13 protein-coding genes are annotated in these 21194 nt (G+C 48.8%); 7 read left to right on the top strand and 6 right to left on the bottom strand.

Translation table 11 applies throughout. From position 1 onward, the window contains the following. Window positions 1-103 precede the first annotated feature (103 nt). Window positions 104-1795, bottom strand: a complete 1692-nt coding sequence (locus MKX75_RS12345; protein ID WP_339169781.1) for a DUF11 domain-containing protein — start codon at window positions 1793-1795, stop codon at window positions 104-106. Continuing rightward, window positions 1792-8505, bottom strand: a complete 6714-nt coding sequence (locus MKX75_RS12340) for a hypothetical protein (protein WP_339169780.1) — start codon at window positions 8503-8505, stop codon at window positions 1792-1794. The genes MKX75_RS12345 and MKX75_RS12340 overlap by 4 nt, the downstream gene beginning before the upstream one ends. A gap of 233 nt (window positions 8506-8738) precedes the next feature. Here MKX75_RS12340 and MKX75_RS12335 point away from each other — a divergent pair, with 233 nt between their 5' ends. Next, the gene (locus tag MKX75_RS12335; RefSeq protein WP_339169779.1) at window positions 8739-9878 is read left to right on the top strand and encodes a GGDEF domain-containing protein; all 1140 of its coding nucleotides are present in this window, start codon (window positions 8739-8741) and stop codon (window positions 9876-9878) included. 113 nt (window positions 9879-9991) lie between these two features. Here MKX75_RS12335 and MKX75_RS12330 read toward each other — a convergent pair whose 3' ends face one another. Together MKX75_RS12330 and MKX75_RS12325 are read right to left on the bottom strand one after the other, a co-directional pair. Next, complete coding sequence (locus tag MKX75_RS12330; protein WP_076330864.1) at window positions 9992-10513, bottom strand: hypothetical protein; 522 nt, start codon at window positions 10511-10513, stop codon at window positions 9992-9994. Window positions 10514-10584: 71 nt separating this feature from the next. Then, entirely contained in the window at window positions 10585-12225 is a 1641-nt protein-coding gene (locus tag MKX75_RS12325; protein WP_076330863.1) for a GGDEF domain-containing protein, read from the bottom strand. Window positions 12226-12525: 300 nt separating this feature from the next. On the opposite strand from MKX75_RS12325, the gene MKX75_RS12320 reads away from it, so the two are divergent. Genes MKX75_RS12320 through mnhG form a run of 6 tightly spaced genes read left to right on the top strand, consistent with a single transcriptional unit; the run spans window position 12526 to window position 18434 of the window. Beyond that, window positions 12526-15480 (top strand): Na+/H+ antiporter subunit A, encoded by a 2955-nt coding sequence (locus tag MKX75_RS12320; RefSeq protein WP_076331293.1) that lies wholly within the window; start codon window positions 12526-12528, stop codon window positions 15478-15480. 1 nt (window position 15481) lies between these two features. Beyond that, entirely contained in the window at window positions 15482-15820 is a 339-nt protein-coding gene (locus MKX75_RS12315; protein ID WP_062834059.1) for a Na(+)/H(+) antiporter subunit C, read from the top strand. Continuing rightward, entirely contained in the window at window positions 15813-17291 is a 1479-nt protein-coding gene (locus MKX75_RS12310; protein WP_062834058.1) for a Na+/H+ antiporter subunit D, read from the top strand. The genes MKX75_RS12315 and MKX75_RS12310 overlap by 8 nt, the downstream gene beginning before the upstream one ends. 6 nt (window positions 17292-17297) lie before the next feature. Beyond that, window positions 17298-17774, top strand: coding sequence for a Na+/H+ antiporter subunit E (locus MKX75_RS12305; protein WP_062834057.1), 477 nt, complete (start codon window positions 17298-17300; stop codon window positions 17772-17774). Then, entirely contained in the window at window positions 17774-18058 is a 285-nt protein-coding gene (locus MKX75_RS12300; protein WP_056692373.1) for a Na(+)/H(+) antiporter subunit F1, read from the top strand. The genes MKX75_RS12305 and MKX75_RS12300 overlap by 1 nt, the downstream gene beginning before the upstream one ends. Next, window positions 18042-18434 carry a monovalent cation/H(+) antiporter subunit G gene (gene mnhG / locus MKX75_RS12295; RefSeq protein WP_062834056.1) on the top strand — a complete coding sequence of 131 codons (393 nt, stop codon included), beginning with the start codon at window positions 18042-18044 and terminating at the stop codon, window positions 18432-18434. Before MKX75_RS12300 ends, mnhG begins: the two co-directional genes overlap by 17 nt. A gap of 151 nt (window positions 18435-18585) precedes the next feature. On the opposite strand, the gene MKX75_RS12290 is transcribed toward mnhG, so the two are convergent. Together MKX75_RS12290 and MKX75_RS12285 are read right to left on the bottom strand one after the other, a co-directional pair. Then, a complete protein-coding gene (locus tag MKX75_RS12290; RefSeq protein ID WP_339169775.1) occupies window positions 18586-19758 on the bottom strand; it encodes a GDSL-type esterase/lipase family protein in 1173 nt (390 codons plus the stop codon). 231 nt (window positions 19759-19989) lie between these two features. Next, window positions 19990-21009, bottom strand: a complete 1020-nt coding sequence (locus MKX75_RS12285; RefSeq protein WP_339169774.1) for an alpha/beta hydrolase family protein — start codon at window positions 21007-21009, stop codon at window positions 19990-19992. Window positions 21010-21194: the final 185 nt, after the last annotated feature.

The following is a 21194-nucleotide window of genomic DNA, read 5'->3' as shown; positions in this document are numbered from 1 at the left end:
GTTCATATTCAATTAGTATACCATTCATTTACGTCTGTGTAATGTCATGGCACACAAGATTGAGCAAATTCCTCAGGCAAGTTACCGTTAACCGTGTTCCCCCCTATTCTTCACCATACTCCACAATGATGCTGTACTCATTCGATCGGGATTCTCCTGCACGTTTTTGTCCATTCCATTCATACGTGTACATGACGGTCAGGGTTCCTTGCAGCGTACCTGTCTGTTCTGAAGATAACTGCGCTACATAAGAGATGTTCCTTTCCGTTCCGGGCTCAATTTCCCCCACATGCAGAACCCTTGGCGTGGAATATTCCGGAATGCTCCATTGGATCTGGCCCGCAGCTTGCCCAAGCCATTTAGCCCCCTCAGGTAAAATGCCCCCCAATTGTACGCGTGCTGGCAGATTGCCCGTATTCACCACACGCACCTCGAACGTGACTGTGCCTCCCTGCTCAACGAGTGTAGGCGCCACTTGAACATAAGCCTGGATTATCGGCGTTTTCAACTCGACGACAGCTTCATTGGATGTAATCATCCGCTGCACTGACCGTGAATCCGGCAAGCGAAATGTATACATCAGGCTGGCATGATTCACATATCTGTATTGATCAGGGATCAGTTCACCACGTTCTGCAAGTTTGCCCTCGAACTGAATATTCAGAACAGATCTGGCAGTCAACGTCCCCAGATTAAGCCCTTTGGCCAGATTGGTTCCGGGACGTTTAACCCCATTCCAGCCCAGACTGCCATCGACAAATGTCATACCTGATGGCAATACATCCATCAGGGTGCCATCCACCGCATAGCTGCTTGCATTGGAGACGGTAATATTATATCGGACGGTATCCCCCCATGTGGCCGTTACCGGGAGTACACTTTTGACCACAGAGATCTGGGGCTGTATCACTTCCAAGGTAACTTCATTGGAGTAGACCGTTTCCTGCTGACCTGCCGAGATATACGTTAGTACAGCTACGCTTGATATTCCGTTCGTATCGCTTCTCCCCACGACCTGAACACGGTATTGTATCCGAACGGAACTTCCAGGCTCAATCTCCCCAAGCTCTATTCCGGTATCGGGCGTGACTTGAGGCGCGAACATTTCATTCACAATCACACTGGCAGGAATAAAAACAACACCTTGAGGCAAAGCAATCGTTACCTGAGCACCCGTAGCTATAATAAAACCCGGATTGCTCACGATGACGGTGTACATAACAATGTCTCCTGAGAAAGTCTGGCCCCGCTCGGCTTGAAGGCTGACCTCAAGGCGGGACGAGACCATACTCACCTCCACCGTGTTGGATCTCTCCACACCTCTGACCGTCCTGCCCTCGGATGTCCCAAACTCATAGTTAACCTGAGCTTGATTGAGCAGCTTGAAGCCAGTGGGTATCCGCAACACCACGACTTGAAAATGATATCTCAGCGTTGCTCCTGGCGCGATCTCTGCTGGAGGCAGCCCATGCTCCGGTGAAGCACCGGGTAGTGGAATTCCATCACGTAATACACTATTGGGAAGAAGAGATGTTTCGGCAGATAAAGAATCCACGACATGAACAGTAGCTGTACAATTGCCTGTGTTAACAATCTCAATCAGGTAGGTCAGGGACTGCCCGAGTGTAGCCACAGCTACATTACATTGCTTTTTCACTTCCAGCCTGGGCCCGACCCATGGAGTAATGACTGTATTGGAATACGCCACCTGTTCCAGTTCAGTCGTACCCGAGCTGAATCGAACCAACGACTGATTCTGAAGCCAGTGGGACAACGGACCGGAATTGGGACTCATAACACAACGACCTCTACTCGGAATGTAACGGTCACCGAAGCACCAGCAGCAATGGAACCGAGCGTTATTCCTGTATTCGGATTACCGGTAGGTCTTGCCACGCCATCCACGGTTACACTTCCGGTTACAAATACCGTGCCTACCGGCACAGGGTCAACCATGACAACATTATTTACCACTTCAATGCCGCTATTGGTTACGACAACCGTATAGGTGATTACATCGCCAACTACAGCATCAATGGCACTTGTGCTTTTGACAACAACAACATTAGGTGCAGATACAGGGATCACCAGCACGTTGGAAGATACGGTTCCAGTCAACAGACGGCCATCTGGCGGACTATAGGTATAGTTAGCAGTGGCCTGATTGATCAACTGCTGGTTCTGTGGCAACGAATCCACCGTAACTTCAAGCGTAACCGTCACGTTCACCGATCCCCCAGGCGGTATCGTACCAACCACAATCCCTGATTCCGGGTTGGCTCCGGGTTGTGGAACACCATTGATCAGAACACTGTTGGGGAGCAGTACGGCGCCATCCGGTATATTGTCCGTTAAGGTCAAGTTGGCTCCGAGATTTCCACTGTTGTTAATGGTAAAGGAATAAATGATGGTATCACCGATCGTTGCATTGGAGGTGCTGGCTGTTTTCGTTAATGCCAGTATCGGCTGATAGATCGGTGTGATAACTGTATTGGAATAGGCCGCTCCCGAGAAAACGCCAGACGTGAAGCTTACGGAAGACTGACTGCTCACTTGAGGTGGCGTTGGAAGTGAATTGACCCGAACCGCGTACGAAACGGCTACAGATGCTCCCGGTGCCAGCGTACCAAGAGCAATACCGAGCGCCGGATTAGCTAAGGCACGCGGGACGCCGTCCACCAGAACACTGCCTGTAACAAATGTAGTGGCTGGGCTAATCGGATCGGTGATCACAATGTTGTTGACAGGGTCAATTCCGTTATTGCTCACAACCATCTCATATACGATCGTATCCCCTACCACAGCATCAATGACTGGAGTAGTCTTCACTACGCTGACATTTGGAGCAGATACTTGAATGTTGAGTGCGTTCGACGTAATGCTGCCTCCCAATGTTCTTCCATCAGGCAATGTGTAGGAGAAGGTAGCTGAAGCCTGATTGGTTATGGACTGGCTCAGAGGCAGCGTCACGATCACAACGGAGAACAGAACCGTAGTTGTTGTGGATACAACACCCAATGGGATACCCGAAGCTGGATCAGCACCAGGTGCTGAAGCGCCATTAATAATGACACTATTCGGTACAAGCTCCGTTCCAGCCGGGATGGTATCCGTTAACGTGACAGATGCTCCATAGTTCCCGGTATTGGTAATGGCAATACTGTATACCACCGTATCTCCCACAGTTGCAATGGCCTGATCACCTGTTTTGACTGCTGCCAGAATGGGTTGGTACACCGGTGTTGTAATGGTATTGGAGAATGTGGTAGCAGAGAATGCACCGGATGTGAAACTCACGGTTGACTGGTTGTTCAAGACTGCACTTGCCGGAAGAGATGTGATCTGCACACTAAACACAACCGTGACGGTTATGCCCGGTGCAATGGAACCAAGCGTTATTCCAGTTGAGGGGTTCGCACCTGGGCGAAGAACACCATCAACATATACACTGCCTGCGGTAAGAATTGTACTTGCCGGCACCGCATCTGTGAAAATCACATTGCTAACACTCGCAATTCCGTTATTGGTTACGGCGATGCTGTAGGTTACGATGTCCCCGACGGAAACAGCAGTTGATGTCGTGGATTTGACTACGTCCACATCTGGTGCTGAAACCGAAATCGTAAGCACATTGGACAATACGGTCCCTGTAATATTCCGCCCGTCTGGCAATGTAAAGGATAACGCAACCGAAGCCTGATTCACGAGCTGCTGGGGGGTTGGTAACGTATCAATAACTACGGAAAACGTAATCGTGGTTGTTGCCCCGGCAGCCACATTGCCTGCGGGAATGCCCGTTGCCGGACTTGCAGCTGGTAACGGTTGACCGTTCACAATGACACTGTTCGGAACAAGAATGGTACCCGCTGGCAAGTTATCCGTCAGATTGATTTGGGCTCCGTAGTTCCCCTGGTTACTCACGTTTATCGTATAGCTAACGGTGTCCCCGACAGTGGCATTTTGTGTGCTTGCTGTCTTTTGAGCTGTAAGAATCGGTTGGTACACCGGAGTGACCACTGTATTGGAAAACGTCGTGCTTGAGAACGCTCCAGAGGTAAAACTGACTGTGGAACGGTTGCTCAACTGCCCCCCCGGTGGAATCTCATTGACCCTTACACTGAATGTCACGGTCACGGATGCTCCAGGTCCCAATGTAGCAAGTGATATCCCCCCTGCCGGATTGGAACCGGGTTGGGCCACCCCATTCACGGTAACACTGCCTGTGTTGAAAATGGCTCCGGCAGGAATCGGATCGGAAAATTGAATATTACTTACCGGCGCAATACCGCTGTTCGTAATCAGAATGGAATAACTGACTGTATCACCCACGGCAGCAGCAGTTGATGAAGTGCTTTTGACAACAGCAACGTTGGGAGAAGAAACGGGAAATGTCAGTGTATTTGAAGTGGCTGTTCCTGTTAACGTCCTTCCATCAGGAGGTGTAAATGTAAAGGATGACGTTGCAAAATTGCTGAGCTGCTGAGGCGATGGAAGTGAATTCACAACCACCGCAAACGTGACTACAGCTGTCGCTCCCGCTGCTACAATACCGACCGGAATACCTGCTGCTGGTGTTGCTCCCGGCTGTGGCACACCGGATACCACCACGCTGTTCGGCACAATCGTGGTTGCAGCCGGAATGGTATCGGTCACCGTTACATTGGCCTCCAGGTTACCGGCATTACTGACAGTCACGGTATATACCACCGTATCACCTACGGTTGCATTAGCTGTATTCGCCGTTTTGACAAGTGAAATCTGTGGCTGTATGACCGGAGTCTGTGTGGTATTGGACGATGATGACCCCGAAAATGAACCGGATGTGAAGCTGACCGTCGACTGATTGTTAATCTGCGAAGGGATCGGCATAGTTATCCTCACCTCAAAAGTTACGGTTACCTCAGCCCCTGGGGCCAATGTACCGATTGGAATGCCGGCGGTCGGATTGGAGAGCGGGAATGACGTCCCGTTCACAATGACACTTCCGGGTATAAATGGGGTGTTCGAAGGAAGCGGGTTCGCGTACACCACGTTGCTCACTGCTACTGTTCCGTTGTTACGAATGACTGAAGTGTATCGAACGACATCTCCAGATACGGCGTAATCTAGGTTATCACTGTTTACAATACTTACATTCGGCAGGGATACGGGAATGGTGATTGTATTTGATGAAACAAAACCTGAAATATTCCTTCCGCTCGGAAGAGCGTAGCTATAGGATGCAATAGCCTGATTAATCAGCTGTCTTGCATCTGGCAGGCTAGTGACCGTTGCAAGGAAAGTGACTGTCGCGGTTGCGCCCGCGGCGAGTGCTCCCAGACTGATTCCAGAGTTTGGGCTGACACCAGGTACAGGCGAGCCATTAATGATGACACTGTTGGTATTGAATATGGCTCCGGCAGGAACCGGATCTGTTAACGTAACCGTCGCTGCAATATTGCCCGTATTCGTAATCTGGATGGTGTAATTAAAGGTATCTCCCACGGTCAGACTCGTTGTACTGGCCGATTTCACCACTTGAATGACAGGTTGAAAAATCGGCGTATTCACTGTCACCGATGAGGAAACACCATTAAAACTGCCTGACGTAAAAGCTGTACTTGCACGGTTGCTGACCGAACCTGTAGCAGGAATGGAGGTCACTCTTGTCTGGTAGGTCACGGTTATACTGCTGGAGCTGTTCAACGTCCCCAGAGCAATACCCGAAACCGGGCTTGCATTTCTTGCCGCGGCACCATTAATGGTGACACTCCCGGATACAAACTCTGAACCAGCAGAAGGCGTATCTGAGAGAACCAGGTTCTGAACTGCCCCGCTGCCAGAATTGGTGGTTACAACCGTATAGGTGAGCACATCCCCTACAGTGGCGTCTGCTGTATTAACTGTTTTGGCAATGGATATGTTGGGAGCTGAAGCGGGTATGCGAACGATATTGGACAGGCTACTTCCTGACAGATTACGTCCACTCGGGAGCTGGTACGTGTAATTTCCAGTTCCCTGATTCTCCAATGTTGGCGGGGATGGGAGCGTCGTCAGTGACGTGCGAAATACCACCGTGGCACTCCCTCCAGGCAGGAGGCTCCCCAGCGTGATTCCGGTTAAAGGACTGACACCTGGACGTGCTGTACCATTCACCGTTACCGAATCGGGAATGAACGTGAGACCTGCCGGGATCGTATCGGTCACGTTCACCTGTGCTGCAATATTCCCGCTATTCGTCACGAGCAGTGTATACGCAAGCTGATCTCCCAATGTGGCATTAGTCTGATTCGCCGACTTATTGATTGTAATCACAGGCTGGTATACAGGCGTTGTGATGGAGTTTGAGTTGGAGATCCCTGTAAACGTGCCTGAACTATAAGATACGACCGCTCGATTGACGAACGAACCGGTACCCGGCAAAGACTGCACATTAACCTGAAATGTCACGGTTGCGGAGCTTCCTGCCGTCAATGTACCTAGGGCTATGCCACTGGCTGGATTAGCTGCTGGTACACTGACACCCCTGACAACCACACTTCCGGGCACAAAATTAAGACCCGCCGGAAGACTATCCGTTAGGACGACATTGCTAATGGTTTGTATGCCACCATTCGTCGTGACCACCGAATAGGTAAAGGTTTCTCCAACTGCAACGTCTGTTACCGTTGCATTTTTGACAACAGTTACATTCGGCAAGGTTACCGGAATCGTCAGTGTGTTGGACACCACCGTACCCGTTATGGTCCGTCCGTCAGCGGAAATGAATGAATACGGAGCTGTAGCCTGATCCACCAACGTAGGCGGTGTTGGCAGGTTCGTGACCAGGACTTGAAAGGTTATAGTCGTTGTGCTTCCTGCTGCAAGACTGCCCAAATTAACCCCTGTAACCGGATTGGCTCCTGCAACAACTGTTCCGTTTACGCGAAAACTTCCGGCAACATAGGTGCTGCCACTTGGAATATTATCGGATATCGTAACGTTGGCTGAAACGTTTCCTCCATTAACGACTTGAAGTGTATACGTTACCTGATCTCCGACCGTAGCGTTTGTTGTATTTGCCGATTTCACAATGGATAGGTTAGGTGAATACACAGGAAGTGTAGAACTATTCGATGGAATGACTCCTGTAATGACTGCACCACCTGCAACGCTTTGAAAGGTAAATGCTGCATTTGCCGAATTGACGAGTTGAAGGATGCTGGTATCATTCACGATCAGGGCCCGATAGGTCACGACAATACTAGTACTTAAATTTAATGAACCCAGTGGTATGCCTGCGGTCACATCCAGTGTTGGACGGGACACCCCTCCCACCGTGACACTGCCTGGAATGAAGGTCAGACCCGGTGGCAGAGTATCGGACAATACCACACTGGCAGCACTGGCTGTACCCCCATTACTAATCGTTGCCGTGTACAGGACGCTGTCTCCCGCGACCGCTCCAGTCGCCACAGAAGCCTTGGCCACTGTAATCCTGGGTGCATTGATATCAACTTGTATCGCATTCGCGTTCACAATGTACGCGTCACCTGAAGTGGTTAGCGTCAGTACTGCCGAGGATTGATTGTTAATCAGTCTTGCAGACACATCCACATTGGTAATATCCCAACCTTGACGACCGCCAACAATGTTCGAGCCTGGAGCTCCATTGGTCTGATTTCGTGTGCCAAACGTGCCTGTTGTGTTAAGTGCTCCCGTATCCCCATTGATTTGGGAGGCAAAAAAGTTTGCTGCCAGATTGTTCGGTCCCGATAAGGCCACTGATGTCGCCGAAGTGGGTCCAAATAACGCCTGATCTCCTGTCCGATTCGCGTCACCCTCCTGGGCACTGAACAGCGCTCTACCTCCTAGTGCACCAGAGAGGGGGGTTGCGAATCCTGTCAATGTTGTTACTACCGGTGGTGAAGTAGATTGCACCAGTACGCCGCCTGCACGCAAAGACATGTTGCGAAAAGGGAGATTGGGATTCTGATAAATAACCCCAAGTGTCCACCCCGCATGATTGGCCGTGGAATCACCCGGAATAACAATAGTCCCTACCACCGCTCCAGTGATATATGTACCTGCTCCCCCGCCTTGTACAAGTGTAGTCACATTGGCGGAACGTACATAGCCAGCACCACCGCCCCCCAGATCAAATTGATTGTAGGTCGCCGGGTCGGGTGTAACACTGAATGAACCTGCAGGGGTGATGAACGTTACCGGATTGTTGATCGCCGCGCTCAGATTGACAGTTCCATTGATATAACTTCCGCCCCAGATTAATTCCGCATACAGAATCGTGCTCCCTGCAGGAAGCACAAGACTCGCGGCGGAACTATTGCTCTGGTACAAACTTGTAGTTCCCAGCGGATACGTTCCGAAACGCACGTCTGCGTTAGTCGTCGTGAACGCACCGATGCTGTCCTGTGTACCAGGCACCCCTACCGTATCGGAACGGCTCAGACCCAGCGTATTGCCCGTAAACGTAATTGCCCCCGTAGCGTTGACGGTTGAACGAACGACAAGAGGAATGGAAGTCACCTCCCCTTCAGCAAGAATAACAATCCTATGAAACGGAGCCTATTATTAGTCTATGACGCTCCCTCCGGAATTTGTATGTCCCTTTTCGGAAAGTTTCTGTTCTCTCTGTAATATAATGTAAGCTTACTTCTCATGCTTTGAATTTAATGATTTGCGTTTTGTTCATTGTGATTTATAATCATCATATACGAGAGAATTCTGTCGTACCATTATGATGCAGTCAGCGGTGATATATGAAGAGTTTCCATACGCAAAATAGCCACATTCCAACAGAATACGAGTTCAAGCATTCCAAATGGATCAAAAAAATGCTCCATGCCTACTGGATTGTCATTATGGCACATCTCGCCATTCAGATTGGCTGTTTCCTGTTTCTGGAATATGATCGCGCACCTGCAGATTTCTTGATGAATGTCCTGTTCTGGCCTACAGCCATCAGCAGTTCTTGCATTTTGTTTGCGAGTTGGGTTGATCGACGCTTCAGTTCATATTCCTTTTACACCATGTCTATAGCCAGCACGGTTATTGCCTGGACGATTATTCATGTCAATTATGACATTCGGATTATATTAGCGATCTGTCTGTTACCCATCTTCGCTTCGGTTCTGTTCTTCAGTAGAAAGAGAGTCTGGATAGTCTTTCTGATGCAGATGATGGGTTATCTTCTGGTTCTGTTCGATCCAGATTACCGATCGTACCTGTCTTCATTTGACATGGTATCCATTCCGGCTTTTCTAATCCTTGGTACATATGTAGCACAGGTTATCGTAACCAGCGGAGTCGAAGTGCTGGACGATCTTCAGGCAAGCATGCTTGCCAAGCAGGACCTTATTGTGCGAAACGCCATTATGACCAAACAGTCCAAAACAGACGGTTTAACCAACCTCTACAACCAAAGCTCATTCAAGGATTATTATGAAAAAGCATTTGAGTACGCCAACAGTGGTATGAGTATGCATCTGGCTCTGATCGATATTGATGATTTCAAATCCATTAATGACACATATGGTCATCGGGTTGGAGACATCATTCTGGAGAAAGTGTCACTGATCATTCAGGAGACGATTACCTCAAGTGATATTGCAGCACGCTACGGTGGCGAAGAGTTCGCCTTATTGATGTTTGAGCAGTCTTTCGAGCAAGCCTACGCCCTGGTGGAACAGATTCGTCAGAAGATTTCCCTGATGGGCCATCTGGAACTTGAAGGAGCTTCCATTACGGTGAGTATCGGCCTCAAAAGCTACAGTCCCAATCTGAGTAAAGACAAATTGTTCGAGGAAGTGGATGCCTGTCTGTATCTCGCCAAACGAACGGGTAAAAATAAAACCGTAACGTCACTTGATCTGACTTCGTCCTTCGTTGCAAAAACATAATAAAAAAAGTTGTGCTGTACACCGGAATTACGGTGTACAACACAACTTTTTTTTGTTTTTTACAATCATCGAGCTGATCTTTTTACCAACATCGACATCTTAATTCTATGTCTTCATTCCGCCCATTCCCAGCGATGACGATTTTGCTCCAACCTGGGATGCAGGTCTCCAGACGATCCGTCAATGATGAGGCGCAGCTCTTTGATCCAATCCTTGAAGGAATCAAATGAAGCAAACATATTGGCCATCTCTACCGTCAAATAAAGAAAGTGAGGGGCCGGGTATTCTGCAGTGATATGACGCAGCGCGCTATCCACAGGCGTATATTTTTTTCTCTTACCCTCCAGTCCTTCCACACGTATACGGGAGGTTGGATGTTCCCGCCGCCAATCATGCAGGCGATCTTCCCTTTTGTAATAGGCTTGTATCGTATCCTTGCTCATTCGCTTAAACGTGCTCTCGTGTAAAGGATACAGCACGAGCTGTACGAATGAACGGGAATCCGCCGTTGCAGCGGCACGTTCGAGTTGCTCATCGGTCACAAGTTCAAACGAGTCATAAAAAGTCAGTGTGCCTTTGCGGCTGGCCGCAGGCGGCTCATAACCATAAGGTACCGATGTATATTGTCCAGACATTTCACCCCTCCTTGTCTATCCACAGATTCGTACAAAGGTGATTGGGAACGCTCAGCTAATGCTATTATACGCTAACTCCCCTGCTTCAAATCGGAATAAAATGTCATTCTATTCTTACCTGCACGTTTGGATTCATATAAAGCTTCGTCCGCCATCCGGATAATCTCACTTGGATTGTTGCTGTTGGTCGGATACTCGGCACCTCCGATGCTACATCCAATCCGAATTCGCTCGTATTCAATAATAAACGGCTTGTTCAGACTTTGAATGATCGCTTCTGCATAAGCGCTGGCTTCTTCCCTCGGTTGACTTCCAACAGACCGAAGTACAATCAGGAATTCATCTCCTCCCAACCTTACCGTTATACCCTTCTCCTGACCAAGAGCAGACAGACGCTGGGCGACCTTCTGCAGCAATACATCTCCAGTCTGATGCCCAAGTGTATCGTTGACACGTTTGAATCCATCCAGATCCAGATAGAGAAACGTCAGGGTGTGATTTTCACTTTCGGTCTCCAGTGACTCTTCCAGGTACGCTTCCAGGGCAGTACGATTCGGCAGACTGGTCAACTGATCAAAATGTGCCAGATTCTGCATCACGACCAGTTCTGAGTCTTTATTCGTAAGAGAGGTCAGCATATCCCGAAGTGATCGGGACAATACTTCGATCTCCTTAATTCCTTTGTTCTCCGGAATCTCCAGTTCGTCTCCTACCCGCAGTCGGTTGGCTACTCTGGTAAGACGCACAATTGGAGCAGAGATCAGACGCGAGACAAACCAGCCAATAAGTGCAAATAGCACGGTAACGGCAAGTCCTGCCCACACATTAAACCACATCAGGTCAAACACAGAAGCAAACGCAGTAGATTTCACTTGACGAATAACTACGGTCCACCCTAATCCGGGATAATCCAGGTGACCCTGACTGTAAGCAAACCCTGTCACATAGTCATTTCCATCAGGCCATTCTTCAATGGACCAACTGCTTTTGTTAAGCTGGGCCTCTGCTATGCCTGGTAATACCAGCGGTTTACCGATCCATTCCTTTGGTCCCAACAGCACGGTATGTTCCTTTTTGCTCACGATAAAGAACTCAATGTCCTTTTCCTCCCGTTTCAATGGGGCGAGCACCGATTCCTCCACTTCCTTCGCCCAGGCCCAGCTTAAATGTGCAGCAAGCACACCTTGGATATGACCTTTGCTATCCTTCAGCGGGAAACTGATATCAACAAATTGCAACGGCTCTCCCGTTGGATTCGGAAGCAGCTTGGCAAGAAGTACTGCATTATGCACATCTCCAATAAACTTACCCTTGATTCCCTCCTGATACACAGGTCGCTCCGATAAATTTTCCCCAAGCAAGATGCCATCTGTTGCAGCTAACACTTTTCCCTTCGGGTCCATGAATCCAACCCATGAGAATGAGGGAAAGCTATCTTGTAGCTGATCCAGCAACATCTGGATCTCTGCTGGTTTGAATCCGTCTTCCAGCGCAGCCATGCGGCCCAGCAGATCCAGTTCACCCGCGCGAGCGGACATAAACCGATCCAGCTTGTCCGAAGCCTGAGATGCCGTGCCTGTAAGCGAGTGACCAATCTCAGTCTCTACAGCAACAAATGACTTTTGGCTAAATATAGACCCAATCGTCAGGGTAACCAGCAAGGATAACACAGCGAAGATGACGGTAAGCACGGTTCTGATTTTGAATGACATTATTTCCTCCATTACACGGTGAAACCATCTTGCTTCTCAACATAACTATGCTGCAAAGGGTACACGGGATGTCACCTAATCGTTTTCCTATTTATCGGATCTTTTGTGTTTTTTCATTATACATGCCCATACAATATTATACTGAAATCTTCACCGTGTTTCTTCCATTCAAAGAATAGACACGATTCTGTATATACATACTTGGGTTATGAATATAGAGAGCAAGCATATCCTTTGAGGATCATGCGCCTGTATGTCACAGAGAGAGTAGTCGAAATACTAAACATTGGGGGTGTAATGTTGAGCCTGCTTCATGTTGCTGTTATTCTGCCTTTTGCGGTTGGCATTCTTCTTGCCACGCTGCATCGTTTCTTCCGTAAATTACATTTGGGATGGCCGGTTCTCCTTGTCCCGGCACTATTATTTGTATACTTTGCGAGCCTCATACCCGCTGTGTCCCAGCGCAACACCGTATCCGGAAATATCCCATGGATTCCTTCACTGGACATAGGATTTAACTTATATCTGGACGGTCTAAGCCTTATGCTGACACTGCTAATCACCGGAATCGGTGTGCTCGTTGTTCTCTACTCCATCTTCTACATGGATATGAAAGAAGCGCTGAACCGCTTCTACCTGTATCTGTTGATGTTCATGGGAGCCATGTTGGGCGTGGTGCTGTCTGATAATATGATCGTGCTCTACGGATTCTGGGAATTGACCAGTATTACGTCATTCCTGTTGATTGCATTTCATTACAAACGTAAAGCCTCGACTTCAGGAGCACAAAAATCATTCCTGATTACGGTATTTGGCGGTTTCGCCATGCTTACCGGATTCATGATGATGTATCTCATTACCGGAACGTTCAGTATTCGTGCAACCATTGCAGGGTTGGGGCAGTTTCAGGAAAGCGCACTATTTCTGCCAGCGCTTGTCTTGATCCTGATTGGTGCTTTCACCAAGTCAGCCCAGTTCCCGTTCCATATCTGGTTGCCGGATGCCATGGAAGCTCCTACACCAGTGAGTGCCTATCTGCACTCAGCCACGATGGTTAAGGCTGGACTGTACGTCGTGGCCAGGTTCACACCGATCTTCGGTGGTCAGGGACTCTGGTTCTGGCTGGTCACCGGTGTTGGTCTTCTGACTCTGTGTTATGGATCATTCCTGGCGGTGAAAAAAAACGATCTCAAAGCGATTCTCGCCTATTCGACCATCTCTCAACTTGGTCTGATCATGTCCCTGTTCGGGGTTGGATCTGCTGCTCTCTACTTCGGATATGGCGAGTCCTCTGCGATGTACACCGTGGCGATAACCGCTGCGCTGCTTCACCTGTTTAATCATGCGACCTTCAAGGCCGCTCTGTTCATGGTCGTAGGCATTGTCGATCATGAGACGGGTACACGTGACATTCGGAAGCTCGGTGGACTTGCATCATTCATGCCAATCACTTTCACCGTAGCACTGATCGGCTCACTTGCCATGGCGGGTATTCCGCCGTTCAACGGATTCCTGAGCAAGGAGCTATTCTTCCAGGCGATGGTAGAAGTCACGCATCTGCGAATCTTTGGACTTGGGTCCTGGAGTGTTCTACTGCCGGTATTCGCTTGGCTTGCAAGTGTGTTTACCTTGATCTATGCGCTTATTATCGTGTTCAAAACATTCCTCGGTCGTAGCCAAAGCGAGATTCCTGCCGAGAAGCTTCACGAAGCGCCCGCCGGTATGCTCATTCCGCCAGTTGTTCTCGGTATTCTTGTCATCATCTTCGGACTCTTTCCGAACCTGCTGGCCGGATCACTGATCGAACCGGCAATGGCCGCTGTGCTTCCTTCCCTATTGAATGGGAACGAACGCTTCGATGTACATTTCTCTCTGTGGCATGGATGGACTCCGGAATTAATTATGACGATCGGAGTCGTGATTCTCGGAATCACTCTCTACAAGCTGTTGCCACGATGGAGGAATATTTATGAGCACTATCCACAAGGATTAACGATTAACAATATGTACCATGTCGTACTGGATAATCTTCAGCATTATGCACGCAAATGGACGGAAGCCTACATGAATGGCTCGGTTCGTAGTTATCTCGTTTATATTTTCTCATTCACAGTCGCTTTACTGGTCTATGCCTTCTTCCGTTCAGGTGAAAATATTACGTGGAATCTGAAGGGCAATGCGCCCTTCTCATTCTATGAAGTCGTCCTGCTAGTGACCCTAATTGGTGCCGCGGTTTCGATTCCATTTGCCAAGAACAGACTGTCGGCAGTCATTATGACCGGAGCGGTTGGTTACCTTGTAACCCTGCTGTTCGTACTCTTCCGGGCGCCGGATCTGGCGCTGACACAGATGATTGTTGAGACGGTATCTGTTGCACTGTTCCTGCTCTGCTTCTACCATCTGCCTGAACTGCAACGTGGCAAATCAAGCCGCAGATATCTCACGGTGAATATGATCGTAGCGATTGCAGTCGGAGTCGTGATGACTTTTGTTGCATTAGCTGCAAGCGGAACAGCATCCCTGGAGAGCATTTCTACCTTTTTCCTTCAGGAAGCGTATGACTCGGCCGGTGGTAAAAATGTCGTGAACGTGTTACTGGTTGATTTCCGTGGCTTCGATACGTTATTGGAAATCATGGTACTTGGTGTTGCTTCACTGTCCATCTATTCCATGATTAATCTGAACCTCGAAGCGAAGGATCTCGGAGCGCGATTGAAGTTCCGCAAAAAGGAGGAAAATCAGGATTCCGAGTCTGATCTGGATGATGAAACGGACAATACGAAAAAGTATGGTAACCGGGAACGCAGCTCATCCTCATGGGATACTGTACCGTTACAGAGTAATGATGTATTGCTGCAAACGACCACTAAGGTTGTTGTGTTCATCATATTGACGTTTGCCATGCACCTGTTCTTCGCAGGACACCATAATCCGGGCGGAGGCTTCATCGGCGGCTTGGTCACAGCGGCTGCACTTGTCTTGATTGCTCTGGCATTCAGTACAGATACGATACGCAAAGCGTTGCCCGTTGACTTCCGTATTCTAACAGGAATCGGCTTGGGTATAGCCCTACTGACGGGTGCTGGTTCATTTATATTCGGAGTCCCGTTCCTCAGCCAAACCTTCGGTTATTTCGAACTTCCTTTACTGGGAGAGACAGAACTTGCCACGGCCATGCTGTTCGATCTTGGCGTGTATCTCGCTGTCCTGGGTGTCACCATGACCATCATTCTACAGATCGGGGAGGATCGCTGATATGGAAATATTGATGTGTGTAGCCGTTGGCATTCTGTTTGCGGTTGCCGTCTTTTTAATCTTGTCGCGGAGCCTGCTCCGAATCGTACTTGGTATGTCCATACTAACCCATGGCGTGCATCTGCTGTTGATCACCATGTCACGTCTCAAAACCGGGTCACCACCACTGCTTGGGGAGATGGCTGAACGCTATGTCGATCCACTTCCACAGGCACTGATATTAACATCCATTGTTATTAATTTCGGGCTCACTGCGTTCTTCTTCGTTCTCTCCTATCGCTCCTATCTGAAGTTGAGAACAGACGATATGGAAGAAGTAAGGGGGCGCCCATATGAATAATCTCGTCGTCTTGCCGATTCTGTTGCCATTGATTACAGGTGTTCTGGCCCTTCTGTTTTTCCGGAAAACGAACATCCAGCGAATCATTAGTGTCATCGGACTTTTGTTCACCGCAGCGGTCTCCACGATACTCATTACTCGTGTGGCTCAAACTGGAGTTCTAACGCTTAATATGGGTGGATGGGCACCTCCTTATGGGATTGTGCTTGTCGCGGACATGGTATCGGCGCTACTTGTCGTCGCCGCTTCCATCATCGCACTGGCGTGTCTGCTGTATGCATTCCGCAGTGTGAACAAGGAGCGGGAAGAGCATCACTTCTATCCGTTCTTTCATTTCCTGATCGCCGGAGTTAACGGTTCATTCCTAACCGGAGATTTATTCAATTTGTTTGTCAGCTTTGAACTGATGCTCATCTCTTCTTATGCACTGATCGTATTGGGAGGTACCGAAAGACAACTGCGGGAAACGATCAAATATGTCTTGATTAACATCGTTTCTTCAGCACTGTTTGTCGCTTCCATCGGCTTCCTCTACTCGATTACTGGCACACTGAACATGGCGGACTTGTCCGTCAAAATTGCTGAAGTGGGACAGAGCGGGGTCGTTACCCTGATTGCCGTACTCTTCCTGATCGTATTTAGCATCAAGGCCGGACTGTTCCTGTTCTTCTGGTTGTCAGGCTCTTATGCGGCTCCACCTGCTGTCGTCACTGCGTTGTTCGCAGGATTGCTCACCAAGGTTGGCCTGTACGCGATTGTGCGAACATTCACACTGATCTTCTATCATGATCCGGACTTCTTCCATGCACTGATCGGATGGATGGCAGGTGCCACGATGGTTCTTGGTGTCATCGGTGCGATCTCGTATCGCGATGTAAACAAGATTCTCATCTACAATGTGGTCGCAGGCGTAGGATTTGTCGCTTTCGGTATGGCATCGGCCAGTCGTCCTGCACTGGAAGGTCTGCTCTTCTATATGCTGCATGATATGTTGATCAAAACATTGCTCTTCCTGCTCGGCGGTGCCTTGATCGCTGTTGCGGGAACTTCAAAGCTCGACAACATGGGCGGACTAATTCATCGCTATCCGTTGCTCGGCTGGATGTTCTTTATCAGCGCACTCGCCTTGGCAGGGTTGCCTCCATTCAGTGGTTTTCCGGGTAAGTTACTTCTCTTCGAAGGTGGCTTACAGGCTGGCTTGTATGGTCTAACTGGTATAGCGGTGCTCTCCAGCTTGTTGATGTTATATTCGGTACTGCGCATCTTCATACAAGCGTTCTGGGGCGAGCCGCCTGCCGGGGTTACAAGACGCCCTTACGCGGTGAACGGCCTGCTGATTCCTGCCGGAATTCTGTTTGTATTCATCATCGTAATGGGTGTGGGGGCTGAAGGCATGTTCCAGTTGACCTCCCGCGCAGGCGATATTCTACTGCATCCCAATATTTATATTGATGCCGTATTGAAGGAGTAGATGTCTATGGCCTTTCAGATTGTACTGAATCTTATCATTGCCTTTGTATGGATGTTTCTGAACAATGCCTGGAATGGTGTTGGTTTTCTCATAGGTTACCTGCTCGGACTGCTTCTCATCGGGGGGATGCGCCGATTCTTCCCCCAGCGCTTCTATATTGTGCGGGTCTGGGCCATCATCAAACTGATTAATCTGTTGTTCAAGGAATTGGTGCGCGCCAGCATTGAGGTTATACGCCAGATTATCAAGCCCAAGCTCGATATACGTCCGGGTATTTTCACATATAAGACTGAATTGTCCTCGGATTGGGAGGTTACCCTGCTCTGTCTACTCATCTCATTGACACCAGGTTCCCTGCCGCTTGAAATCTCGGGTAATCAACGCAAACTGTTTATCCACGCACTGGATATCAAGGATGAACAGAAACTGAGAGATGATATCCAAAACACATTTGAAAAAGCAATTATGGAGGTGACGCGTTAATGTTATCCTCACTGTTGTTCATCTCATTGCTCATTCTCTCCTTGGCCATTCTGGGTTGCTTGTACAGGGTGCTTCGGGGACCTTCCATGGCTGACCGGATCACGGCACTGGATACCATCGGGATCAATGTGATTGCCATCGTCGCCGTTCTGTCGATGATGCTGAAAACCCAGGCCTATCTGGATATCATCTTGCTGATTGGTATTCTGGCTTTTCTAAGTACGGTGGCATTTGCACGTTATATTGAACGGGGGGCGGTATTCAAAAATGATGGAGATCGTTAAAGTAGCCGCTGAAACAGCTATAGGTCTACTCGTACTGCTTGGTGCATTACTTAGTGCACTCAGTGCGTTCGGACTTATTCGACTGCCTGACGTATATCTGCGAGCCCATGCCGCAACCAAAAGTATGACGCTTGGTGTGTTCTGTGTACTAAGCGCTGCGTTTTTCTTCTTTTGGTACTTCGACAACTATATTAGCGCCCGCTTGTTGCTGGGTATCCTGTTCGTATTCATTACAGCTCCGGTCGCCGGACATCTGAACGGAAGGGCCGCCTACCGCACAGATGTACCGCTGTGGGAGCAGAGCGTTCAAGATGAACTGGAACCCTTGTTAAAAGGGAAAAAGGTAAACCATGAAGCCAAGGACATGATGGAGTGATCCTAAGCCTGGGCATAACGAATACCCCCGAAGATCAGCCGCTCGTTTGGCGGTATGTTCCCGGGGGTATTTTTTTATTTTTTCATACACGGTTCATATCAATCTCTAATCATGATGATCATGCAGACAGATTGCAGATCAGATAGCATCGTCAGAATCCATTCAGTCCCTGTCTTCTCAGATCCTCGGCAACAATACGAGCAAGCTGTGCAGCACCCTGACGATTCGGATGCAAACTATCTCCTGTCATATACAGAGCGAGTGTTGCAGCTGGACCAATGGACGTGAAATAGGCCGAACTCAACTTATTCAGTTCAACAAGAGTGACCCCTTCTTCCTGAGCAAGAGCACGAGTGGATGGATTGTACCAGCGGTTCTCTGCTTGATGCACATTGGCTGTATTAAAATCTGTTGCCCGGCCCTGAGGCGTGGAGAGAATAACCGTTGCTCCTTTGTTCTTCGCCTGACGTACCATATCCCGCATAATCTCCTTGAACTGCGCCTCCGTTGTATTGTTCTTGGCATTAGTATCGTTAATTCCGAATTGCAAAATAAAATAATCTCCCGGTTTGATATACTTCAGAATCGCCTCCATCTGACCATCATCGCGGAAACCTCTCGCAAAGTGACCACTTGACGCCATATTGCGAACCTGGAAGGTGGCATTGTTCACATAGGACGGAAACAGCTGTCCCCAGCCTCCCTGTACACTGCTACCCAGCGGATAATAATTGCAGACAGTTGAGTCACCACCAATGTAGATCGTGCGGTTGGTTACCGTCTGATTGGATAATTTCCGGATTTCGAGTGCACTAAGCGTGAAGGCGGTGCCTGTCTTTCCTTCCGTAACCAGCAGGTTTAATTGCCCGTCAGTCACCGGAATTTGAAATTGGTCCTTCGCCCCGTTGCCCGTCATATTAATGATCTGATATACACCTTCTGCAGCCACACTCGCTCTGGCTGTATTGCCCAGAACCACTTTGACCTCATAGAGGCCATTGGACAGATCCACATTGAAGGTATTGGTGCTCTTTGTACCAAACGTCAAAAACTGTACGGCGTCACTCATCACTCCGCTTCCGGAGGCAGACACATTTCGCATATTGGCAGGTGTGTTGAATCCATATCCTTTTGTCGCAGTATAGCCATCTCCTGCGGACACACCTGTGTAACCGCTCTCAACAGAACCTGAGCCAAAATCAAATCTGTAATTGTCAGTGGCTGCTTCAACAACTTGCCCTCCACTGCTTCCCAGACTTACGCCGATTGTACTTGCAAACAGAACAAGACAGAATAGAAGCTTTACCGCTGTTGACCATTTCATCACTGAATTCTCCTCTCGAATACACTACGAAGACAGAATAACCTTCCAATCGCTGTTATCCCCAGATTTTTCGATTCCCTTTTCTCAAGGGAAAATCCGGTGATAGCGTATGCTTCCGATGTAGCTTTCTTTCAGAAAGCTTGTAGCTTCGCTTTTTCAGGTTTTTTCTATCTTCTCCGTTATCGTGTAAATGATTAGTTCAACTTATATAGATGGTAATAAGCCTCAGCTTCACAGAACTTGATCAAGCCAGTCATAGGCTTTCGCTCCGCTAATCTCATGTCCACCTGTAAAGAAATCCGCATCCAACGATTCTTCTGCGCCCGCATGCTCATATATGTGTGTCAAACGGGCATACGCCTCTCTCGCTGCATGGATGGGGAACACCTGATCATCACTTCCGGATTCTATAAAGAGTGGCCTAGGCACAATCAGGCCGATGAGATCCGGCAACTCCGCTTCACGCAGGATACCTGGCACATAGTTGTCCAGACAGTGGTTCCGATCCAGTATGCTGCCCTGGAATGTACTTGCATAACCACTTACGACAGCTGCACGGAACCGTTCATCCAGCGCGGCTGTAAATGCGGTTACAAGACCGCCACCCGAGATACCCATGCTCCCGATTCGCTCCGAATCCACTTCAGGACGAGTCGATACATAATCCAACACACGCGTTGTTTCGTATACCCTATGCCCCGCAAGGGTCTTCCCAACCATGAGCAGATGCGCAGCGATCTTCGTACAGGAACTTGCCCCTGGTGGCGCATCGCGGTCCTCTTCCAGTCTTCGATCACCAAATCCGAGCAGCTCTGGAGCAGCAACCACATATCCTCGCTTCACAAGTGCAACTGCGAAATCCTTGTGTAATCCAGGCTCTCCTGTCCGTGGTGACCCATCTGGTTCCATGCCAGATATCTCTCGGCTGCCATACCCATGCCCGTGACATGCTACGATCGCAGGTCTCTTCACATCGGTAACGCTTACATCATTTGGAATCAACATGTACACAGGCATGCGAAGTCCTGCATAGGTCGTGATCTCTACCCGCTCGCGGATATAACCGTCACATGTAATGCGCTCCAGTAATACTGGATTGAGTGCTGCTGGCATCGTTGGAAAACCGCCCAGTCGTTCTTTCACACGTGTACGTAACTGACTACGCCATAACTCCATAGATTGATCTGCTTGATACGCGGAACGACCACGAAGATTCGTTTGCTGTTGCAGATAGGCTTCTATATCCGACATTGCCCTGTGTCCCTCCTGTTTTTCGTAGGATAACATAGATGAAAGACCTTCATAAGGAATTGATCCCATCCATTATAGGGCTTTAACTCGCCCAAGAATTGAACATGTTTGCCTGTTTTGAATGGAATCACATGATTTCCAGCCAAAAAAAGGATATTCCTGGCCTGCTTTTGGGCTTCAGAAAT

Source organism: Paenibacillus sp. FSL R5-0341 (assembly GCF_037975235.1).
In the GTDB taxonomy this organism is placed as follows: domain Bacteria; phylum Bacillota; class Bacilli; order Paenibacillales; family Paenibacillaceae; genus Paenibacillus; species Paenibacillus amylolyticus_A.
Note: the sequence above shows the minus strand (reverse complement) of the source record. Positions and strands in the feature narration are given on the sequence as shown.